The organism is Streptomyces sp. NPDC096324 (assembly GCF_044763015.1).
Classification (GTDB): Bacteria; Actinomycetota; Actinomycetes; order Streptomycetales; family Streptomycetaceae; genus Streptomyces.
Map to the genome: position 1 here is coordinate 111,666 of NZ_JBIWFK010000011.1, position 16,035 is coordinate 127,700.

The window sequence follows — 16,035 nt, forward strand, 5'->3', positions numbered from 1 at the left end:
CCGCTTCGGGTATGTCCTCAGACGCGGGTGGCCCACACGTAGCGGTGCTCCGGGCGGCCCGCGTCGCCGTAACGGAGGGTCAGACGCGCCTTCCCCGTGCGCTCCAGGAGCTTCAGATACCGCTGTGCGGTCTGTCGGCTCAGTCCGGTCTCCTCCGCGACCTCCTGGGCCGACAGCGAGCCCTCGGCGTTCAGCAGGGCGCGCCGTACGAGGTCCGCCGTCGCGGGGGAGTGCCTCTTGGGCAGGTCGGGCACGGCGCCCGAGGCGAGCGCCCCGAAGATCAGATCCACATCGGACTGCTCGGCCGTGCCACCGCGGTCGAGCGTGTGTCGCAGGTCGGCGTACGTCTCCAGTTTGGCCCGCAGCCCGGCGAACGAGAACGGCTTGACCAGGTACTGCAGTACGCCCTGCCGCAACGCCGCTCGTACGGTCGTGAGGTCACGCGCGGCCGTCACCATGATCACGTCGATCTGATGGCCCCGTCGGCGCATCTCCTGGACGACCGCGAGACCCGACTCGTCCGGCAGATGGTGGTCCATCAGGACGAGGTCCGGGCGCGGCAGCCCCTCCATCCGGCGCAGCGCCTCGGCCGCGCTGTGCGCCTGCCCCGCGACACGGAACCCCGGCACCCTCTCCACGTAGGCGGCGTTGACGCGAGCGACCCGTGTGTCGTCGTCCACGACCAGAACCTCGATCATCCCGGCTCCCCGTCGGGGTTCCCGGCGCTCCAGCCGTTCCCGGTGTTCCCGGCACCCCAGGTGTGCGTGGCGTTCTCGGTGCCTCCGGCGTCGGCCTTCGGCGCCAGCGACGGGTCCGTCAGCGCCTCCGGCAGGACGACCGTGAACTCCGCGCCGCCGCCCTCGGCGTCGGCCACCTCCGCGCTGCCTCCCTGCCGCTCGGCGAGGCGCCGCACCAGGGAGAGCCCGATCCCGCGCTTGCCGTGCGCGGGCGGCTGCTTGGTGCTCCAGCCGTCCGTGAAGACCAACTCCCGCCGCTCCTCGGGGACGCCGGGCCCGGTGTCCCGTATCCGCAGTACGGCGGTTCGCCCCTCGGCCCGCAATTCGACCTCCACGCGCGCGTGCGGCGTACCCGCGACGGCGTCCAGCGCGTTGTCGACGAGGTTCCCGACGACGGTGACGAGCCCACGCGGATCGATCAACCGGTCCGGGAGCAGCGTCCGGTCCGAGATCCACAGCGCCACGCCCCGCTCCGTCGCCACGGTCGCCTTGCCGACCAGGAGCGCGGCGAGCAGTGGATCGTGGACCTTCTCGGTGACCTGTTCCGCGGTGACCCTGTGGTCGCCGACCACCTCCCCGACGAACTCCACGGCGTCGTCGTACATCTCCAGTTCGAGCAGCCCCAGGAGCGTGTGCAGTCGATTGGCGTGCTCATGGTCCTGCGCGCGGAGGGCGTCGATCAGACCGTGCGTGGAGTCGAGCTCACGGCCGAGCTGCTCCAGTTCGGTCCGGTCGCGCAAGGTGGCGACGGCGCCGCCGTCCTCGGTGGGCATCCGGTTGGTGACCAGGACGCGCTGGCCGCGGACGGTGAGCAGGTCCGTGCCGGTGACGCGTCCCGCCAGCACATCCGTCGTGCGGCCCGGACCCAGCGCGTCGCGAAGCGATTGCCCGACGGCCTCGGCGCCGACCCCGAGCAGCCGCTGCGCCTCGTCGTTCAGCAGGCGTACGCGACCGCCCCGGTCCAGGGCGACCACGCCCTCGCGGATACCGTGCAACATCGCCTCACGCTCCGCCAGCAGCGCCGAGATGTCGGAGAAGGCCAGGTCATGGGTCTGCCGCTGGACTCTGCGGGAGATCAGATACGCGGCCAGCGCACCGACGGCCATGGCCCCGCCCGCGTAAGCGAACAACCCCGGGATCGCGTCGATCAGCCGAGCCCGCACACTGTCGTACTTGATCCCCACCGACACCGCGCCGACGATCCGGTCGGAGGCGTCGCGCAGCGGCACCTTTCCCCGCGCGGAGCGCCCCAGAGTTCCGGTGTCGATCTCCATCACGTCCCTGCCGGCCAGGGCCTGCCGCGGGCTCGTCGAGACCGGTCCGCCGATCCGTGCGGGCTCCGTGTGCGACCAGCGGATGCCTCGCATGTCCATCACGACGACGTACTCGGCATCGCTCGCTTTCCGTATCCGCTCGGCCTCGGCCTGCACGGGGCCGGTCCTGGAGGGGGCCGTTCTCCGGAGGTCCACCGCGATCTGCGGCTGGGCGGCCGTGGTCTGCGCGATCGCGAGAGCGCGTCGCATGGCCTGGTCGTCCAATTGGGCGCTCAGCGGCGCCAGGAACAGCCCGGTGGCGAGTACCGCGACTCCTGCCGCGATCGCGATCTGCATCAGCAGGACCTGGGCGAACACCCGCCGCGGCAGACCGAGGCGCAGCCGTCGTGCGAGGGGAGTGGGGCTCATGCCCACGACCGTACGGCGGTGCCGCATCCCTCCAAAGGGAGTGTGGTGTGGATCTCTTGATCAATGGATGAGACGGCCGTGGAGCGACCAGAGCGCAGGGGACCGGGTGGTGGGCGCCTGCCCTGGCCTCGGCGGGTACGTGCGACGGGCCCGGTTTCGTGCGGCGCAGCCGCCCCGGTCGAACCCGGGGGCCGGGCCGTCAGCAGGCCACGGCCACAGCCGTCGCCTCGAGCTGCCGTACGGCCACCACATCCATCCGGGCGGGTGAACCGAGCGCCGAACCGCAGCTCTCCGGGCGGGGTGGCAGCGAGGCACCCCGCGCGACGACGACCCGCCACAGCCGGCCGTCGGAGTGGGCGACGGTGACCTCCCAGCGCGGCGCGCTGCCGTCCGTACGGATCACCGTCAGGACATCGGCGGCGTGGTCCCCCGAAGCCGTCCGAACGGCCAGTTCGGCCGCCTGGCCGGGGCGCTCCCAGGCGGAGTTCCCGCGACACCCCTCGGTGACGATCCGGCCCTCCCGGACGCCCTGGAGGATCTCCTTGACGGCATGGGCCTCGGCGCGGCCGTACGCGTACCCGTACGGCAGGACCAGCACGGTGGGGGAGAAGCGATGACCACCCAGATGGGTGACCTCCCAGATGCCACCGACGCCTGAGGCGGCCAGTTCCGCCGCCAGGGGGCGTCCGAGCAGGGCGCAGCAGCGGTCGCGCTTGCCGTTGGTGCAGACGAGGGCCAGCGGATCGCCCGTGTGGGGCCGTCCTTGGAGTACCTCGTCGAAGGAGTGCGGGTCGCCCGCGCCGAGCGCCGAGAAGTCGAGGTCTAGCAGGTCCCCGGGATCACGCGTCATGGCGTTGTGCACCCAGGCGTCTCCCGGGGTGGTGTGGGCCACGTACACCTGCCGTTCGGCGAGCGAATGGCAGTCGGCATGGCGCCCGGGGCGCCGGATGAGCGCGATGCGCACCCCGGTTCCCTCCGCGGCCGCTTCGAGGGCGCGGCCGAGCGCGGGATCCAGGTGGCTCGAAGTGAGCGCCTTGGCACCCCAGGGTCCGGGCTGCTCGATGAGCAGCCATGTCCTCGCAGTGGCCGCGGTCCCGGAAAACGGCTCGTCGAGCTGCCGCGACACAGTCGTGCACGTACTCACACAGGTGAGCCTAACCTGACTTCGCCCGGGGTGACTTCCCGTCGCCCGCGGGGGGCGCGCAAGGGGGCGTCCAGGCGTGTGGGCCGGGCGTGTGGAAGTGCGGGTGGGGAGATGGTGCCTGGGGAGTGCGCACAGCCCCTTCTCCGAGCCTGGCGCACGCGCCGTCTAGCGCGGGAGCGGCTGGGACGGCCGCTCGCCGACGTAATGGCCGCTCGGCCGCATCCGCAGGGGGCGCTCCGCGTACTCCTCCAGGGTGTGGGCGATCCAGCCCGCCGTCCGGGCGACGGCGAAGATCGTCTCTCCCGCCGAGGCCAGCATGCCGGACGAGACGGTGAGAACGGCCAGGGCGAGATCGACATTGGCGTGCAGAGGGGCGTGCCTCGCGGTGGTGGTCACCACGTCGCGGGCCGCCGCCAGAGCGGGCTCCGCGCCGGGCACCTCCTCCAGGAGGGCGAACAGGGCACGCGCGCGTGGATCCTCGCCGGGGTAGAGCCGGTGACCCAGTCCGGGGACGCGGCGCCCGGCGCGCAGTTCGTCGGCGACCACGGGAGCGGCGGTGCCCTGGTCCAGAACGTCCAGCAGCAGTCGGTGCGCGAGTCCGCTGGCTGCCCCGTGCAGGGGCCCTTCGAGGACGCCGAGGCCCGCCGACACAGCCGCGTACGCATGGGCGCGGGCCGACGCCGCGACCCGGACCGCCAGTGTCGAGGCGGCCAGGTCGTGGTCGACGAGCAGTCCGAGTGCCGTGTCCAGCACGCGTACTGACGCCTCGTCGGGTGTGCGTCCGCTGAGTCGTGCCCACAGTCGGCGGGCCAGTGGACCTTCGTCTCGATGGTCGTGCCGCATGGTCGGAAGCGCGGCGACGAGGGTGGGGATGAGGGTGCGTCCGGTGCCGAGCACGGCGCTCTCGGAGAGGTCGAAACGCAGCGGGTCGGAGGCCGCCGCGGCGATCGCCGCGACGCGCAGCCGGTCGGTCGGACCGCTGTGCTCGGGCAGCGCTTCGACGCTGCGCCGGGCCGCCGCGACGGTTGCCTCCGGGGCCGTGAACATGACCCCGGGGCGCAGCTCGCCGGTCCACAGCCACTCGGCGATCTCCTCGTAGGAGTACCGGGCGGCCAGCTCCGTCGCGTCGACGCCACGGAAGTAGTACCGGTCCTTGTCGATCAACGTGATGCGGGTTCGGACGGAGAGTTCGCCGCCACCGCTCGAACTGCCGCCGCCCTCCCGTCTGTTGCGCCGTGCGAGGGCCTCGACCTCCTTGGTGTCGAACGTGCTCCCGCGCCCTCCTGGCTCCCGCCTGCTGCTGAGCTGACCGCGGCTCACGTACGCGTACACGGTCTCCGGCTTCACGCCGAGCAGCTCGGCGGTCTCCTTGGTGCTGAGCCGTCGGCCCTCGTGGGCGGGTGCTGCCGCTTCTCGATCCCTCATGAGTGCCACCGTATCTGTGGATCGATGCATTGATTCAATCAATATTGACAGTTATAGAGTCAAGCATGGACAGTCGAATCAAGTCCAGGGAGGAAACATGCCGATCAACCAAGCCGCGTCCACCTCTGCCGACGTAGTCGCGAAGGTGCCTTCCGATGTTCCGCGAGGTCTCGCCGGAGTCGTCGTCACCGACACCGAACTGGGTGACGTCAGGGGACTGGAAGGCTTCTACCACTACCGCCAGTACTCGGCCGTCGACCTCGCACGCGCTTGTGGCTTCGAGGAGGTCTGGCACCTGCTGGCCCACGGCGAGCTGCCCGACGAGGCCCGCCGTGCCGCTTTCACCGAGCGGACCGCGCGACTGCGCCGACTGCCGGACGACGTGCGTGCCGCGCTGCCGGCGATCGCGGCGGCGACCGGACCGTCGGGACCCCTCGCCGGGCTGCGCACCGCGTTGTCGCTGCTGGGGGCCTCTCTGGGGTTCCGTCCGGTGTACGACGTCGACGCCGGGCGCCGCCGCGACGACGGCCTCGCGGCGACGGCGGCCGTCCCGACCCTGCTCACCGCGCTGTACCGGCTCGGGCAGGGGTTGGACCCCGTGGAGCCGCGTGAGGACTTGGGGTACGCCGCCAACTACTTGTACATGTTGACGGGTTCGGAGCCGGACGCTGCCCGCGCCCGTGCGGTCGAGCAATACCTCATCTCAACCATTGACCACGGATTCAATGCATCAACGTTCACGGCGCGGGTGATCGCGTCGACCGGCGCGGATGTGGCCGCCTGCCTCGTGGGCGCGGTCGGGGCGCTCTCCGGTCCGCTCCACGGAGGCGCTCCCAGCCGTGCCCTGGACACCCTCGACGCGATCGGGACCCTCGACCGCATCGACCCCTGGATCCGCGAACGCGTTCTCGCCGGCGAGCGCATCATGGGCTTCGGGCACCCCGTCTACCGCACGGAGGACCCGCGCTCGCGGATGCTCCGCGAGATGGCTCAGGGGTTCGGGGGCCCGCTCGTGGAGTTCGCGGTCGAAGTGGAACGACAGGTGGAGGCGATCCTGGCCGAACTCAAGCCGGGCCGTGAGCTGCACACCAATGTGGAGTTCTACGCCGGCGTGGTCATGGAACTCTGCGGGCTGCCCAGGGAGATGTTCACACCTACCTTCGCCGCCGCCCGCGTCGTGGGCTGGAGCGCGAACATCATGGAACAGGCGGAGGACTCGAAGATAATCCGCCCGGCGGCTCGCTATGTGGGTCCGGTTCCACCGGTGCCGGTGCCGGTGCCGTCGGTCGCCTGACGTCGGCGAGCGGTCGGCGGAATCCGGGACCTGGCTGGCCTCGTACGGGCGATCGGGCTTGAGGGCGACATGTGAGGTGCCCGACACCGTGGTGATGCCGGGCTCCAGGTCCTGGCCGACAGGATTCCACCCAGGCGAGTCAAAGGGGCGGAAGGTAAAGGGGTTATGGACGGGAAGCAGTCCGTTCGCTGTCGTACCGCCAGGCTCTCGTCACTCTGTGGATGAGTATGGTCCCGGGGGTCAGAGGTCCGGGATGTCCTTCTTGGCGCGCAGCAGGGTGTCGCGCGTGATGACGACGATCCGTTCGTAGTCGGCCCGTGAAGCGTCGGGCGGGAGCTCGGGGTCGAGTTCCAGGGTGGCTTCGCGCCCAATGACGGCGAAATTGCCGTCGCTGAGCTCGAAGATGTCAGGGCATGACTGGCCAGAAGCGCTGCCGCGCTCGCGTGGAGTAGCCCCGACACGTCGCACGATCTTCACGGAGTAGTACCAATCTCATGGCTCGGAGCGGTTAAGGGCTCCGAGCTGTTGTGATTCGGAGTGAGGCTGCCTCCGAGCAACGGTGATGGTTCGGAGGTGGTAACTCTCCGAGCGCATGGGTGTTGAGCCGGAGCACTCAGAGAGATCTGAGCATGCGCGCAAACCTAGCGGCTAGAGATGCCTCTGGTATCCAAAGCGCGGCAAGCAGCCGAGTGAATCTGGAGAGCTTTGCTTGATCAGGGGTGGTAGGAGGGTGGTAGGCGACCGTAGCGCGCCAAGGTGTGGGAGGGGCGTGCGGGGCACGACACCCGCGCGCCACGGGGCGCGACCTCACGTGTCACGCTACCGGTCGAGCCCGGCAGTGTCCGGACTATCACTCATCCGGCTCTCCGACGACCCACCATTCGTCGGCGTCCGCATCCGCCTGATCCTGGATCAGCGTGTCCATCATCCGGCCCAGTTGAGCCTCGTCGGAGGAGTCGGGCAGGCTCTTGCGGTGATGCTCCGTCGCAGCCCAGTACTCCCTGAAGATCGGGTTCTGGCAGATGATGCGGAAGTGGCCGTGGAGCTCCGCGCGCGTGAGCGCCCCGATCCGATGGAAGTACAGGGCGTTGATGTAGAGGGCGTTCGCGAAGAGGTACTGGCGCTGCTTCTCGGGTCCGATCTCGGTTTCGTAGGTGTTGAGGACCGCCGCGAGGGCTGGATCGTCCATGGCTTTGCACATGAGGTCGAAATGGAGTCGGTGCTGCTCGGTGAGCACGGCACGTCGGCGCTGCCGTGTGCTTCGCTCCGCCGCGGCGCTCGCCGCGGCGCCGAGCCCTGCCCATGCGGCCGAGCCGAGCCTCCGCATCGCGGAAATCTGTGTGGCCATGTCAACCCCCGAATCAGGCGACCGTCCGCCGGTCGTCGGTTGTGGGGCGACAGGGAGCGGACCGGCGAGCGGTGGGCGGCGCGCTTGCCGTCTCCCAGTGTTGCCGAGCGGCTCTGACCGGCAGGGAGGCGGAGAGGAGGCGCACGGAGGGATGTGAGGGTCGCATCCACCGGCGCCATGTCCAACGTGTGCCCCGTGAGCGCCGCTAACAATCGTTCACTTCGGGGCGATTCCCCCCACTCGTATGCTGGGTCGGCATTCATTCCCCGCGTGAGCGCCGGTCCCGTGAGCCGGTGCGCGCACAGGTTCAGAGAGGGCGCACAGTGAGTCGGTCGAGTACCCGGCAGATCCCGGTCGTCGTTCTCGCCGGCTTTCTCGGCTCCGGCAAGACCACGCTGCTCAACCATCTCCTGCACCGCAGCGGTGGCAGCCGGATCGGAGCCGTCGTCAACGACTTCGGCGCGATCGAGATCGACGCGATGGCGGTGGCCGGAGCGCTCGGCGACTCCACCGTCTCGCTCGGCAACGGATGTCTGTGCTGTGCGGTCGATGTCAGCGAACTTGATCAATATCTTGACCGGCTCGCTCAACCCTCAGCCCGGATCGACGTCATCGTCATCGAGGCGAGCGGGCTCGCCGAGCCCCAGGAACTCGTGCGCATGGTGCTTGCCAGCGAACATCCGGGAATCGTGTACGGAGGGCTCGTCGAGGTCGTCGACGCCGCCGAGTTCGCCGACACGCGCGAGAAGCATCCCGAGATCGACCGGCATCTCGCCCTTGCCGATCTCGTCGTCGTGAACAAGATCGACCGGGCCGAGGACGCGGGGCGTGTACTGGGCGTCGTCCGGGACCTCGCCGACCGGGCCGCGGTCGTCCCCGCCACCTACGGCCGTGTCGATCCGGAGTTCCTCTTCGACTGCCGGCCCAGCGAGGAGCGCATCGGACAACTGTCCTTCGACGATCTCCATCGGAACGACGACGGCAACGACGGCGACCAGGGCGAGGGGGGCGAAGGCCATTCGGGGGACGGCGGCCATGAAGAGTGCGACCTGGAGGCTCGCGGCCATCGCGACCACCTCGGCCATCTCCACTCCGCCTACGATTCTCTCTCCTTCAGCTCCGAAGTCCCCCTCGGTCCACGCAAGTTGATGGCCTTCCTCGACAGCCGGCCCGAAGGGCTCTACCGGATCAAGGGGTACGTCGACTTCGGCGTCCAGGACCTCCGCAACCGGTACGCGGTGCATGCCGTCGGGCGGTTCCTGCGCTTCTATCCGGAGCCCTGGACCGCTGCGGACGAGCGGCTCACCCAGCTCGTCCTCATCGGCTCCGGGATCGACACGGGGGCGCTGGCCAAGGAACTGGAGGCATGCAAGGAGGACGCCCCGCACGCCGACGAACACAGCATGTGGGGCGTCCTCCGCTACGTACAGGAGCCGGAGCCCAGCCCGGAGGGCTGACCGCGGGCTGCACCGGGCCGGCGGGCTACACCGGGCCGGCCACCACCGACACCGGCTTGCCCAGCGACACGCCCGACCCGTCACGGCGCGGGTCGATCTCCGGCAGGTCGACCGGCATGCCGGTCTTCTGCGCCGCGCGCCCCGGCACCGGTCCGGCCCAGGCCAGCGACAGGCAGTCCTCGCCCTTCAGGAACCGCTGGCAGCGCACGCCGCCCGTGGCACGGCCCTTGCGCGGATACTGGTCGAACGGGGTCAGCTTGGCCGTGGTCTGGACGGAGTCGTCCAGCGTCCCGCGCGAACCCGCCACCGTGAAGACCACCGCGTCGACCGCCGGGTCGACCGCGGTGAACGAGATCACCTTCGCGCCGTCCGTCAGCTTGATGCCCGCCATGCCGCCCGCGGCACGGCCCTGCGGACGCACCTGCGAAGCCTGGTAGCGCAGGAGCTGGGCGTCGTCCGTGATGAAGACCAGGTCCTCCTCGCCGGTGCGCAGCTCGACGGCACCGACGATCCGGTCGCCGTCCTTGAGGGTGATGACCTCCAACTCCTCCTTGTTCGAGGGGTAGTCGGGCACCACACGCTTGACGACACCCTGCGCCGTCCCGATCGCGAGGCCCGGCGACGTCTCGTCGAGCGTCGTCAGGCAGATCACGGTCTCGTCCGGCTCGAGGGCGGACAGGAACTCCGAGATCGGAGCGCCCCCGGAGAGATTGGGCGCGGACGCCGTCTCGGGGAGCTGCGGGAGGTCGATCACGTTCAGGCGCAGGAGGCGGCCCAGGGATGTGACCGCGCCGATCTCGCCCCGTGCCGTCGCCGACACGGCGGAGACGATCACGTCGTGCTTGGTGCGCTTGCCGTCCTGGTCCTGCCCGAAGGGATCACCGGTCACCGTGCGCGCCAGCAGTCCCGTGGAGGACAGCAGGACGCGGCACGGGTCGTCGGCGACCTGGAGCGAGACGGTCGCCGCCGGGGCGCCCGCGGACTCCAGGAGCACCGTGCGCCGGTCGGTGCCGAACTTCTTGGCCACCGCGGCCAGTTCGCCGGACACCAGCTTGCGCAGCTCCGCGTCCGAATCCAGGATGCCGGTCAGCTCGTCGATCTCGCCGTTGAGACGGTCGCGCTCCGACTCCAGCTCGATGCGGTCGAACCGGGTGAGGCGGCGCAGCGGCGTGTCGAGGATGTACTGGGTCTGGATCTCGGAGAGCGAGAAGTGCTCGATCAGGCGTTCCTTGGCCTGCGCCGAGTTGTCGCTGGAGCGGATGAGGCGGATGACCTCGTCGATGTCCAGGAGGGCGACGAGGAGACCCTCGACCAGGTGCAGCCGGTCGCGCTTCTTGGTGCGGCGGAACTCGCTGCGGCGGCGTACGACGTCGAAGCGGTGGTCGAGATAGACCTCCAGCAGCTCCTTGAGGCCCAGGGTGAGCGGCTGGCCGTCCACCAGTGCCACGTTGTTGATGCCGAAGGACTCCTCCATCGGCGTCAGCTTGTAGAGCTGTTCGAGGACGGCCTCCGGTACGAAGCCGTTCTTGATCTCGATGACCAGGCGCAGGCCGTGCGCACGGTCGGTGAGGTCCTTGACGTCGGCGATGCCCTGGAGCTTCTTCGAGCCGACCAGGTCCTTGATCTTGGAGATCACCTTCTCCGGACCCACGGTGAAGGGCAGTTCGGTGACGACGAGGCCCTTGCGGCGCGCCGAGACGTCCTCCACCGACACCGTGGCGCGGATCTTGAAGGTGCCGCGGCCCGACTCGTAGGCGTCCCTGATCCCGGAGAGACCGACGATGCGGCCACCGGTGGGCAGGTCGGGTCCCGGGACGTGCTTCATCAGCGTCTCGAGGTCGGCGCCCGGGTAGCGGATGAGGTGCCGGGCTGCGGCGATGACCTCGCCGAGGTTGTGCGGCGGCATGTTCGTGGCCATGCCGACGGCGATGCCCGAGGAGCCGTTGACCAGCAGGTTCGGGAAGGCGGCCGGGAGGGCCACCGGCTCCCGCTCCTGGCCGTCGTAGTTGGGCGTGAAGTCGACGGTGTCCTCGTCGATCGACTCGGTCATCAGCGACGTCGCGTCGGCCATCCGGGCCTCGGTGTAACGCATCGCGGCCGGCGGGTCGTCATTGCCGAGGGAGCCGAAGTTGCCGTGACCGTCGACCAGGGGCAGCCGCATGGAGAAGGGCTGCGCCAGACGCACCAGGGCGTCGTAGATCGACGCGTCGCCGTGCGGGTGGAGCTTACCCATGACCTCGCCGACGACACGGGCACACTTCACATAGCCGCGTTCGGGGCGCAGGCCCATCTCGTTCATCTGGTACACGATGCGGCGGTGAACCGGCTTCAGGCCGTCGCGGGCGTCCGGCAGGGCTCGCGAGTAGATGACCGAGTACGCGTATTCGAGGAAGGAGCCCTGCATCTCGTCCACGACGTCGATGTCGAGGATCTTCTCCTCGTACGAGTCTTCGGGCGGCGGGGTCTTCGTGCTGCGGCGGGCCATCGCTGCTGCGGCTCCTTCACAGTCTCTGCCGGGGCATGAACGGGTTCTGACGCGCACCATTGTGGACCGCCCCACTGACAACCCCGACCGCGACCCGTCCGTAGCGCCCCTCGGGCGGGCTCCGCGGGTGTCGCCGGGAACGCTCCCGAACGGATGTCCGGGCCCGGTGGGCGGGCGGCCCGGGGGCACGTCCGGCCGGTGCGCGGCGGTCCCCGAGGGTGTTCGCGGCGGATCCCGGAGGCCTTCCCCGGGTGTGCCGGGGACACGCACGAGTCTCGCTCTCGGCGTACGAGGTGCGGGAACTTCGCCAGCCGTCCGCGCGCTTGCATACAGTGGCAGGACCGACAGGAATGACGCAGTTCCGCGATCGAAGGGACGTACATGCCCATGGGTCACACGGCCACAGCTGAGGCAGGCTCCGGCGGCCTGACAGCGACCGAGCACCGCCTGGCCAACGGCCTGCGCGTGGTGCTCTCCGAGGACCATCTGACCCCGGTCGCCGCGGTGTGCCTCTGGTACGACGTCGGCTCGCGCCACGAGGTCAAGGGCCGGACCGGACTCGCCCACCTCTTCGAGCACCTGATGTTCCAGGGCTCCAAGCAGGTTCATGGCAATGGTCACTTCGAACTCGTCCAGGGCGCCGGCGGCTCGCTCAACGGCACGACGAGCTTCGAGCGCACCAACTACTTCGAGACCATGCCCGCCCACCAGCTCGAGCTCGCGCTCTGGCTGGAGGCCGACCGCATGGGATCGCTGCTCGAGGCGCTGGACGACGAGTCCATGGAGAACCAGCGCGACGTCGTGAAGAACGAGCGCCGCCAGCGTTACGACAACGTCCCGTACGGCACCGCCTTCGAGAAGCTCACCGCGCTCTCGTACCCCGAGGGCCACCCGTACCACCACACCCCGATCGGGTCGATGGCGGACCTGGACGCGGCGACCCTGGAGGACGCCCGCGCGTTCTTCCGTACCAATTACGCGCCCAACAACGCGGTCCTGTCGGTCGTCGGCGACATCGACCCGGAGCAGACGCTCGCCTGGGTCGAGAAGTACTTCGGTTCCATCCCCGGGCACGACGGCAAGCCCGCCCCGCGCGACGGCTCGCTGCCCGAGGTCATCGGTGAGCAGATCCGCGAGGTCGTCGAGGAGGACGTCCCGGCGCGCGCACTGATGGCCGCCTACCGCCTCCCGGAGGACGGCACGCGCGCGTGCGACGCGGCCGACCTGGCGCTCACCGTCCTCGGCGGCGGCGAGTCCTCCCGGCTCTACAACCGGCTCGTACGCCGTGACCGCACCGCCGTCGCGGCCGGGTTCGGCCTGCTGCGGCTCGCCGGAGCGCCCTCCCTGGGATGGCTGGACGTGAAGACGTCCGGTGACGTCGAGGTCCCGGTCATCGAGGCCGCCGTCGACGAGGAGCTCGCCCGGTTCGCCGAGGAGGGCCCCACGGCCGGGGAAATGGAGCGCGCCCAGGCCCAGTTGGAGCGCGAATGGCTCGACCGGCTCGGTACGGTCGCCGGCCGCGCCGACGAACTGTGCCGGTACGCCGTCCTGTTCGGCGACCCGCAGCTCGCCCTGACCGCCGTACAGCGCGTTCTCGACGTCACGGCGGAAGAGGTCCAGGAGGCCGCCAAGGCCCGCCTGCGCCCCGACAACCGCGCGGTGCTCGTCTACGAACCGACCACCGCCGACGCCGCCGACGAGACCGACGAGACCGACGAGGAGGCGGCGAAGTGACCGAGCTCGCCACCATGGACTTCCACCCGCAGCCCCAGGCAGGACAGCCGAAGCCGTGGGCCTTCCCCGCCCCCGAGCGCGGCACCCTGGACAACGGCCTGACCGTGCTGCGGTGCCACCGCCCCGGTCAGCAGGTCGTCGCCGTCGAGGTGATCCTCGCCGCGCCGCTGGACGCCGAGCCGGCGGGCCTGGACGGCATCGCCACGATCATGGCGCGCGCCTTCTCCGAGGGCACCGACAAGCACTCGGCCGAGGACTTCGCCGCCGAGCTGGAGCGCTGCGGCGCCACGCTCGACGCGCACGCCGACCACCCCGGCGTACGCCTGTCTCTCGAGGTGCCCGTCTCGCGCCTGACCAAGGCCCTCGGCCTGCTCGCCGACGCCCTGCGGGCCCCCGCGTTCGCGGACGGCGAGGTCGAGCGGCTGGTGACCAACCGGCTGGACGAGATCCCGCACGAGACGGCGAACCCGGCCCGTCGTGCCGCCAAGGAGCTCTCCAAGGAACTGTTCCCGGCGAGCGCGCGCATGTCGCGCCCCCGCCAGGGCACCGAGGAGACGGTCCAGAACATCGACGCGTCGGGTGTTCGCGCCTTCTACGAGAAGCACGTACGCCCCGCCACGTCCACCGCGGTCGTCGTCGGCGACCTGACCGGTGTCGATCTCGACGAACTGCTCGCCGACACGCTCGGCTCCTGGACCGGCTCGGCCGCCGAGGCGCGCCCCGTGCCGCCGGTGAGCGCCGACGACACCGGCCGCGTGATCATCGTCGACCGCCCCGGAGCCGTCCAGACGCAGCTCCTCATCGGCCGAGTCGGCGCCGACCGGCACGACCGCGTGTGGCCCGCCCAGGTCCTCGGCACCTACTGCCTCGGTGGCACCCTCACCTCGCGCCTGGACCGCGTCCTGCGCGAGGAGAAGGGCTACACCTACGGCGTACGGGCGTTCGGGCAGGTCCTTCGCTCCGCGCCGGACGGCACGGGCGCCGCGATGCTCGCCATCAGCGGATCGGTCGACACCCCCAACACCGGGCCGGCGCTCGACGACCTGTGGAAGGTGCTGCGCACCCTCGCGGCCGAGGGCCTGACCGACACCGAGCGTGATGTCGCCGTGCAGAACCTGGTGGGTGTCGCGCCCCTCAAGTTCGAGACCGCGGCGGCCGTCGCCAGCACGCTCGCGGACCAGGTCGAGCAGCACCTGCCCGACGACTACCAGGCGACGCTCTACCGGCAACTGGCCGCCACCGGCACCGTGGAGGCCACCGCGGCGGCCGTGAGCGCCTTCCCGACGGACCGTCTGGTGACCGTCCTGGTCGGTGATGCCGCACAGATCGCGGACCCGGTGAGGGCCCTCGGAATCGGTGAAGTCACCGTGGTGGCGGCCGAGTAGGACCCGTGCGACGGAAGAGGGCCCTGACGGCTGAAGAGCCGTCAGGGCCCTCCCTTTTCCGGATAGCGGTCCCAAGATGTCCGTATTCGTACGGCGGTTGCCCTTCTGCCCTGTGGGATGCGTTACAAAAATCGTGATCCGTTTGTTGTTCGAAAGTCACCCCGTTTAGCGTCGGTGCGGCTGTTCGTCACGCAGTGCGCCGCGCCCGCGGCACCGGACAGTCATCGCCGAGTCCCCATGGCGCGAGCCAAGGGAGCCGGGGACCCACGCAGTCCCTGGGGTGAATCGGACGCCCTCTCCGGAGGGAGCCCGTAGGAGACCTTCCTGCTCCGAACCCGTCAGCTAACCCGGTAGGCGAGAGGGAAGGAAAGGATCAGCCCCTACATGGCGTTCACCTGTGGCACCGGCAAGCATCGTCGTACGAGCAGCCGGGTGCACAGCACCACCACGACCGCCGTCGGGGTCGCGGCGCTCACCACCACCGGTGTGATCGGAACCCTGGCCGCCCCCGCGTTCGCCGCGGAAGCCTCCGTCGAGCAGGCCGGGCTCACCCAGGCCGTCACCCTCAATGACACGGTCGCCGACCAGATCGACGCCCAGGCCTTCGCGCAGCAGCGCGCCGCCGACGAGGCCGCCGCGCGCAAGCAGGCCGAGCAGACCGCCCGCAAGCAGGCCGCCGAGCAGGCGTCGAAGCTCCGCGAGGCCAAGGAGCGCGCCGCCCGCGAGGCCGAGCGCAAGCGCCTGAACACGTTCGTCATGCCGATCACCGGTTCGTACGTCTCCACCGGCTACCAGGCCAGCAGCGCCCTCTGGTCCTCCGGCAGCCACACCGGCGTCGACTTCCACGCCGCCTCCGGCACCTCGGTCCACGCCGTCGGCTCCGGCACCGTCGTCACGGCCGGCTGGGGCGGCGCCTACGGCAATCAAGTCGTGATCAAGATGCACGACGGCACGTACACCATGTACGGCCACCTGTCGTCCATCGGGGTGTCCGTGGGGCAGGCCGTCACTCCGGGGCAGCAGCTCGGCCTCTCCGGGGACACCGGCAACACCACGGGGCCGCACCTCCACTTCGAGGCGCGTACGACCGCGGAGTACGGCTCGGACATCGACCCGGTCGCCTACCTGCGCTCGCACGGCGTCAACGTCTGACGACCGCTTCGCGGCTTCCCACCGCTTTTGATGCCCCGGCTCACCGAGCCGGGGCATCGTCGTTTCCGGATGCCGTCTGTCCAAAAAATATCCATGGATTCAAGCCCGCCATCGGAAATTCAGGCTTCCTGCAATAGAGTCACTGAACAAGCGTCAATCGACGGCGTTTCACGGGGATTGAAGCGGAGGTCG

12 protein-coding genes and 1 riboswitch are annotated in these 16,035 nt (G+C 70.1%); of the genes, 5 read left to right on the forward strand and 7 right to left on the reverse strand.

Translation table 11 applies throughout. The features are described from left to right. Positions 1–17 precede the first annotated feature (17 nt). The 4 genes from ACIQ7M_RS29010 to ACIQ7M_RS29025 form a co-directional block, all read right to left on the reverse strand. Positions 18–698: a response regulator gene (locus ACIQ7M_RS29010; RefSeq protein ID WP_403649913.1), complete on the reverse strand. Its 681-nt coding sequence runs from the start codon at positions 696–698 to the stop codon at positions 18–20. Further along, entirely contained in the window at positions 695–2,419 is a 1,725-nt protein-coding gene (locus ACIQ7M_RS29015; RefSeq protein ID WP_403649916.1) for an ATP-binding protein, read from the reverse strand. Before ACIQ7M_RS29015 ends, ACIQ7M_RS29010 begins: the two co-directional genes overlap by 4 nt. A gap of 199 nt (positions 2,420–2,618) precedes the next feature. Beyond that, positions 2,619–3,563 carry a sucrase ferredoxin gene (locus ACIQ7M_RS29020; protein WP_403649919.1) on the reverse strand — a complete coding sequence of 315 codons (945 nt, stop codon included), beginning with the start codon at positions 3,561–3,563 and terminating at the stop codon, positions 2,619–2,621. A 165-nt stretch (positions 3,564–3,728) separates the two neighbouring features. Then, the gene (locus ACIQ7M_RS29025; protein WP_403649921.1) at positions 3,729–4,988 is read right to left on the reverse strand and encodes a citrate synthase; all 1,260 of its coding nucleotides are present in this window, start codon (positions 4,986–4,988) and stop codon (positions 3,729–3,731) included. A gap of 97 nt (positions 4,989–5,085) precedes the next feature. Here ACIQ7M_RS29025 and ACIQ7M_RS29030 point away from each other — a divergent pair, with 97 nt between their 5' ends. Further along, positions 5,086–6,282 (forward strand): citrate synthase/methylcitrate synthase, encoded by a 1,197-nt coding sequence (locus ACIQ7M_RS29030; RefSeq protein ID WP_403649924.1) that lies wholly within the window; start codon positions 5,086–5,088, stop codon positions 6,280–6,282. A 240-nt stretch (positions 6,283–6,522) separates the two neighbouring features. Here the strand turns inward: ACIQ7M_RS29030 and ACIQ7M_RS29035 are convergent, their stop codons facing one another. Together ACIQ7M_RS29035 and ACIQ7M_RS29040 are read right to left on the reverse strand one after the other, a co-directional pair. Further along, positions 6,523–6,759, reverse strand: coding sequence for a hypothetical protein (locus ACIQ7M_RS29035; protein WP_386986648.1), 237 nt, complete (start codon positions 6,757–6,759; stop codon positions 6,523–6,525). A 373-nt stretch (positions 6,760–7,132) separates the two neighbouring features. Next, complete coding sequence (locus ACIQ7M_RS29040) at positions 7,133–7,630, reverse strand: DUF6082 family protein (RefSeq protein WP_403649927.1); 498 nt, start codon at positions 7,628–7,630, stop codon at positions 7,133–7,135. Positions 7,631–7,953: 323 nt separating this feature from the next. On the opposite strand from ACIQ7M_RS29040, the gene ACIQ7M_RS29045 reads away from it, so the two are divergent. Beyond that, positions 7,954–9,087 (forward strand): CobW family GTP-binding protein, encoded by a 1,134-nt coding sequence (locus ACIQ7M_RS29045; RefSeq protein WP_403649930.1) that lies wholly within the window; start codon positions 7,954–7,956, stop codon positions 9,085–9,087. Positions 9,088–9,112: 25 nt separating this feature from the next. Here ACIQ7M_RS29045 and ACIQ7M_RS29050 read toward each other — a convergent pair whose 3' ends face one another. Then, positions 9,113–11,572 carry a DNA topoisomerase (ATP-hydrolyzing) subunit A gene (locus tag ACIQ7M_RS29050; protein WP_403649933.1) on the reverse strand — a complete coding sequence of 820 codons (2,460 nt, stop codon included), beginning with the start codon at positions 11,570–11,572 and terminating at the stop codon, positions 9,113–9,115. Positions 11,573–11,959: 387 nt separating this feature from the next. Between ACIQ7M_RS29050 and ACIQ7M_RS29055 the strand changes: the two genes are divergently transcribed. The 3 genes from ACIQ7M_RS29055 (at position 11,960) to ACIQ7M_RS29065 (ending at position 15,843) form a co-directional block, all read left to right on the forward strand. Continuing rightward, complete coding sequence (locus ACIQ7M_RS29055; RefSeq protein ID WP_355766252.1) at positions 11,960–13,306, forward strand: pitrilysin family protein; 1,347 nt, start codon at positions 11,960–11,962, stop codon at positions 13,304–13,306. Beyond that, positions 13,303–14,691: a pitrilysin family protein gene (locus ACIQ7M_RS29060; RefSeq protein ID WP_355766187.1), complete on the forward strand. Its 1,389-nt coding sequence runs from the start codon at positions 13,303–13,305 to the stop codon at positions 14,689–14,691. The genes ACIQ7M_RS29055 and ACIQ7M_RS29060 overlap by 4 nt, the downstream gene beginning before the upstream one ends. A 215-nt stretch (positions 14,692–14,906) precedes the next feature. Next, a riboswitch (cyclic di-AMP (ydaO/yuaA leader) is annotated at positions 14,907–15,063 on the forward strand. Positions 15,064–15,075: 12 nt separating this feature from the next. Then, positions 15,076–15,843 (forward strand): M23 family metallopeptidase, encoded by a 768-nt coding sequence (locus tag ACIQ7M_RS29065; protein ID WP_403649936.1) that lies wholly within the window; start codon positions 15,076–15,078, stop codon positions 15,841–15,843. Positions 15,844–16,035 lie beyond the last annotated feature (192 nt).